We start from the raw sequence: 4159 nt of genomic DNA on the forward strand, positions 1-4159 counted from the left end.
ATTATCCACGCATTCTTAAAGTTTCGTCAAAGCATGATCTACGAGCGCGCCGCGCGGCGTGAATTTGCCCAGGCGGCCGCTGCTACCATCGTGGTATTGCTGGCGGTCGTTCTTTCTGTTCAGCTCATCCGTTTGTTGAAGGATGCGGCGCTGGGTAAGCTCGCCCCGGAAGGGGTTTTGGCGATGCTCACCTTCGCCGCCACCCGCTACATGCCGATGCTGCTCACGCTGACCCTGTTCATCGCCGTGTTGCTGTCTTTGTCGCGCATGTACCGCGATTCGGAAATGGTGGTCTGGTTTGCCAGTGGCATGCCGCTGCAGCGCTGGATACGTCCGGTGATGCGTTTTGCTTTGCCCATTTTGTTGTTGATTGCCCTGCTGTCCACGGTGCTTGCCCCGTGGGCGACGCAGGCGCAGGCGGCCTATCTGGCGGGGATGGAAGTGCGCTCCGAGTTGTCGATGCTCTCGCCCGGCGCTTTTCGCGAAATCCGCGACGGGCGGCAGGTTTATTTCATCGAAAATATCGACGAGCGCGGTGGGCAGATCGGCATGGTGTTCGTGGCTTCCATGCTGGAAGGCAAGCTCGGCGTGGTGATGTCGGAGCGCGGTCACCAGGAAACACGCCCCACGGGGGAGCGCTTTTTGGTTCTGGAAGAAGGTCGTCGCTATGAAGTCGAGCCGGGAACGCCGGCCTTTCGCGTGATGGACTTTGCCCGCTACGCGGTGCGCACCGAAGACGGCGAAACGCCGCAAACCCGGCGCGCCCCGGGGCGTATTCCGTTTCTTGAGTTGCTGACATTGGACGACCCCATTATGCGCAGCGAAGTGGTGTATCGCATCGCCGTGCCGGTGGCGGCGCTGATTTTGGTGCTCATGGCCATTCCTTTGGCGTATGTCAACCCGCGCGCCGGGCGCTCGGCCAACTTGTTGATTGCCATCATTATTTACGCCATCTACAGCAACGTGATGTCGATTGCGCAAACCTGGGTGATGCGCGGCAATCTGCATTTCGCGGTGGGGATGTTCTTGCCGCATGTGTTGATGCTCTTGCCGTTGATCATCATGTTTTATGTGCGGCAAACCGGCGGCTGGCGCTGGCGCCGACAGGGGGCATGATGCTGGCGCGCTTGGTTTATCAGCGTTATTTGGTGCGCGAAACGCTGGCCGCAATCGGTTTGGTGTTGCTGGCTTTCATCGCGCTCTTTGCCTTCTTCGATTTCATCGAAGAATTGCGCGGTGTCGGGCGCGATCGTTACGGTGCGGGCGTGGCGGTGTTGTCGGTATTGTTTTCCCTGCCCGGCTTGATTTACGAATTGCTGCCGGTGGCTTGCCTGATCGGCACGCTGTACGCCCTGGCAAGCCTGGCGCGGCATTCAGAAATTACGGTGCTGCGCGCTTCCGGTCTTTCCACTGGCAAGTTGCTGCGTACCCTTTACCGCGTGGCCGGCGTGCTGGCGGTGGCTACTTTTTTACTGGGCGAGGTGGTCGTGCCCTGGACTGATCGCCTGGAACAAAACCTCAAAGCCGGGGCGCTGAACAAGCCTTTTGCCCAGCAAGGTTTCATCAGCGGGCTGTGGATCAAGGACGGCAATCAGTTCATCAATGTGCGCCACCCTCTCGGTCCGGCCTATCTGGAGCAGTTGCGCATTTATCGCTTTACGCCGGAAAGAGCGCTCGAAAGCGTGCTGGAAGCCCAGTCGGCGCGCTACGTCGAGGCTTCCGGGTGGCAGTTGCAGCAGGTGGTGAGAACCGTGCTGGAAGGGGAAACGGCGCGGGTGGAAGAGGCGGCGGAAGAAATCTGGCCTTCGGCGATTACGCCGGATCTGCTTTCCGTGCTGATGGTCGCCCCCGAGCGCATGTCTTTGTACGACCTGTTCGGCTATACCCGGCATTTGTCGAACAACAAGCAAAATACCGGGCGCTACGAAATTGCTATCTGGAAGAAGCTTTTCTATCCGCTGGCGGCGCTGGTGATGGTGACCCTGGCGCTGCCTTTTGGTTATACGCACGACCGGGTGGGCGGGGTGAGCCTGAAAATCTTTGGCGGCGTCATGCTGGGCATCGCCTTTTATGCCCTGAATGGCCTTTTCTCCAATCTGGGCATCATCAACGCCTGGCCGCCTTTTGCCAGCGCGCTGGCGCCTTCAGCGCTTTTTCTGCTGGCGGCGGGTGGCTTGATCTGGTGGGTCGAGCGGCGCTGAATCCCTGAGGCGAACCATGCGCGTGCCGGCCAGGCGATCGTGCAAAAATTGCCCGTCGCGATCAAATAAGGCCCAGGCGAGACCTATGCCGCCCAAAACGATGCTGGGCCAGGCCGCCATGTAGCGCAGAATGGCCTGCAGCGGGCGCAGCGGCGTGCCGTTGGCGCTTTCGATGCGCAGTTTCCAGGTTTTCATGGGCAGCGTCTGGCCACCGTGCAGCCAACACCAGACAAAATAGGCCATGAGTACGAAAAAAATATGCAGCCATTGCAGTTTGCCGCTGGGTTGCCAGCCAAAAGCCACAAAAATCATCTGCGGGAAGATGAAAAAGGCAATCAGAATGGCAAAAACGACGAGGCTTTCGTAAAGCATTGCGCCCAAACGGCGGCCGACGCTGGAAGGATCATGGAGCATGGTGGGGAAACTTTGTTGCGGTGCGGAAAAATAACGCGTTTTGTCGTCTTCAATCTTGACCGTTGTGGGGGTGTCGATTAAGGTTACACCCTTTTAGGCTAACAGCTTTTGGGCTCGAGCATGATGATCAGCGGTGCAGAAATTGTAATCAAGTGCTTGCAGGAAGAGAAAGTGGATTGCGTGTTCGGCTACCCCGGGGGTTCCGTGCTGCATATTTACGATGCGCTCTTCAAGCAGGATCAAATCAAACACGTTTTGGTGCGCCATGAGCAGGCGGCGGTGCACGCGGCGGACGCCTATTCGCGCTCCTCGCAGCGGGTCGGCGTGGCGCTGGTCACTTCCGGTCCGGGGGTGACCAACACCGTGACCGGCATTGCCACGGCCTACATGGACTCGATCCCGATGGTCGTTCTGTGCGGCCAGGTGCCGACCAGCTACATCGGCCAGGATGCCTTCCAGGAGTGCGACACGGTCGGCATCACCCGCCCTTGCGTCAAGCACAACTTCCTAGTCAAGGACGTTAAGGATCTGGCCCTCACTATCAAGAAGGCCTTCCATATTGCCGCAACCGGTCGTCCCGGGCCGGTGGTGGTCGATATTCCCAAGGATGTCACGGCGCAGCTGTGCGCTTTCGACTACCCGAAAACCATCCAGATGCGTTCCTACAATCCGGTGGTCAAGGGGCATCTGGGGCAAATCAAGAAGGCGATGCAGGTTTTGCAAGAAGCCAAGCGCCCGATCATCTACGCCGGCGGCGGGGTGATTTTGTCCGATGCCGCGCTGCAGCTGACGCAGTTGGCGCGCAAGCTGGGTTTTCCGGTCACCAACACCCTGATGGGCTTGGGCGCTTACCCGGCAACGGACGCGCAGTTCGTCGGCATGCTCGGCATGCACGGCACTTTCGAAGCCAATAACGCCATGCACTACGCCGACGTGATCCTGGCCGTCGGCGCGCGTTTCGATGATCGCGTGATCGGTAACCCGGAGCATTTCGGCAGCGAACAGCGCCGCATCATCCATATCGACGTCGATCCCTCCTCGATCTCCAAGCGGGTCAAGGTCGATGTGCCCATCGTCGGCAATGTCGCCGATGTGCTCGACGAAATGCTCAAACTGCTCGAATCCGGCGGCAAAACCGATCCGGAAGTGGCAGATTGGTGGAAGCAGATCGATGAATGGCGCGGCCGCAACTCGCTGGCCTACCGCCAGACCAATCACATCATGCCGCAGTACGTGGTGGAAAAGCTGTACGAAGTGACGGGCGGCGACGCCTTCGTCACCTCCGACGTCGGCCAGCACCAGATGTTCGCCGCGCAGTACTACAAGTTCGACCAGCCGCGCCGCTGGATCAATTCCGGCGGCCTGGGCACCATGGGGGTCGGCCTGCCCTACGGCATGGGCGTGCTGATGGCCAATCCGGGGGCGCAGGTCGCCTGCATCACCGGCGAAGGCTCGATCCAGATGTGTATCCAGGAAATGTCCACCTGCAAGCAGTACGAACTGCCGGTGAAGATCATCAACCTGAACAACGGCATGCTCGGCAT

The 4159-nt window shown here is 59.4% G+C and carries 4 protein-coding genes; 3 read left to right on the forward strand and 1 reads right to left on the reverse strand.

Annotated elements, in window-relative coordinates; all coding sequences use genetic code 11:
- Both lptF and lptG read left to right on the forward strand, forming a co-directional pair.
- The coding region (gene lptF, locus ACM62Q_RS12940; RefSeq protein WP_415037246.1) for an LPS export ABC transporter permease LptF at window positions 1–1116 on the forward strand (1116 nt) is incomplete at its 5' end.
- Window positions 1113–2201, forward strand: a complete 1089-nt coding sequence (lptG, locus tag ACM62Q_RS12945; RefSeq protein WP_415037248.1) for an LPS export ABC transporter permease LptG — start codon at window positions 1113–1115, stop codon at window positions 2199–2201. The genes lptF and lptG, both read left to right, overlap by 4 nt.
- On the opposite strand, the gene ACM62Q_RS12950 is transcribed toward lptG, so the two are convergent.
- A complete protein-coding gene (locus tag ACM62Q_RS12950) occupies window positions 2145–2615 on the reverse strand; it encodes an RDD family protein (protein WP_415037250.1) in 471 nt (156 codons plus the stop codon). The genes lptG and ACM62Q_RS12950 overlap by 57 nt on opposite strands.
- Window positions 2616–2735: 120 nt before the next feature.
- Between ACM62Q_RS12950 and ilvB the strand changes: the two genes are divergently transcribed.
- Window positions 2736–4159: biosynthetic-type acetolactate synthase large subunit (ilvB, locus tag ACM62Q_RS12955; protein WP_415037252.1), on the forward strand; the 1424-nt coding region annotated here is incomplete at its 3' end.

The sequence above is a fragment of the Azonexus sp. genome (genome assembly GCF_047638095.1).
Classification (GTDB): Bacteria; Pseudomonadota; Gammaproteobacteria; order Burkholderiales; family Rhodocyclaceae; genus Azonexus.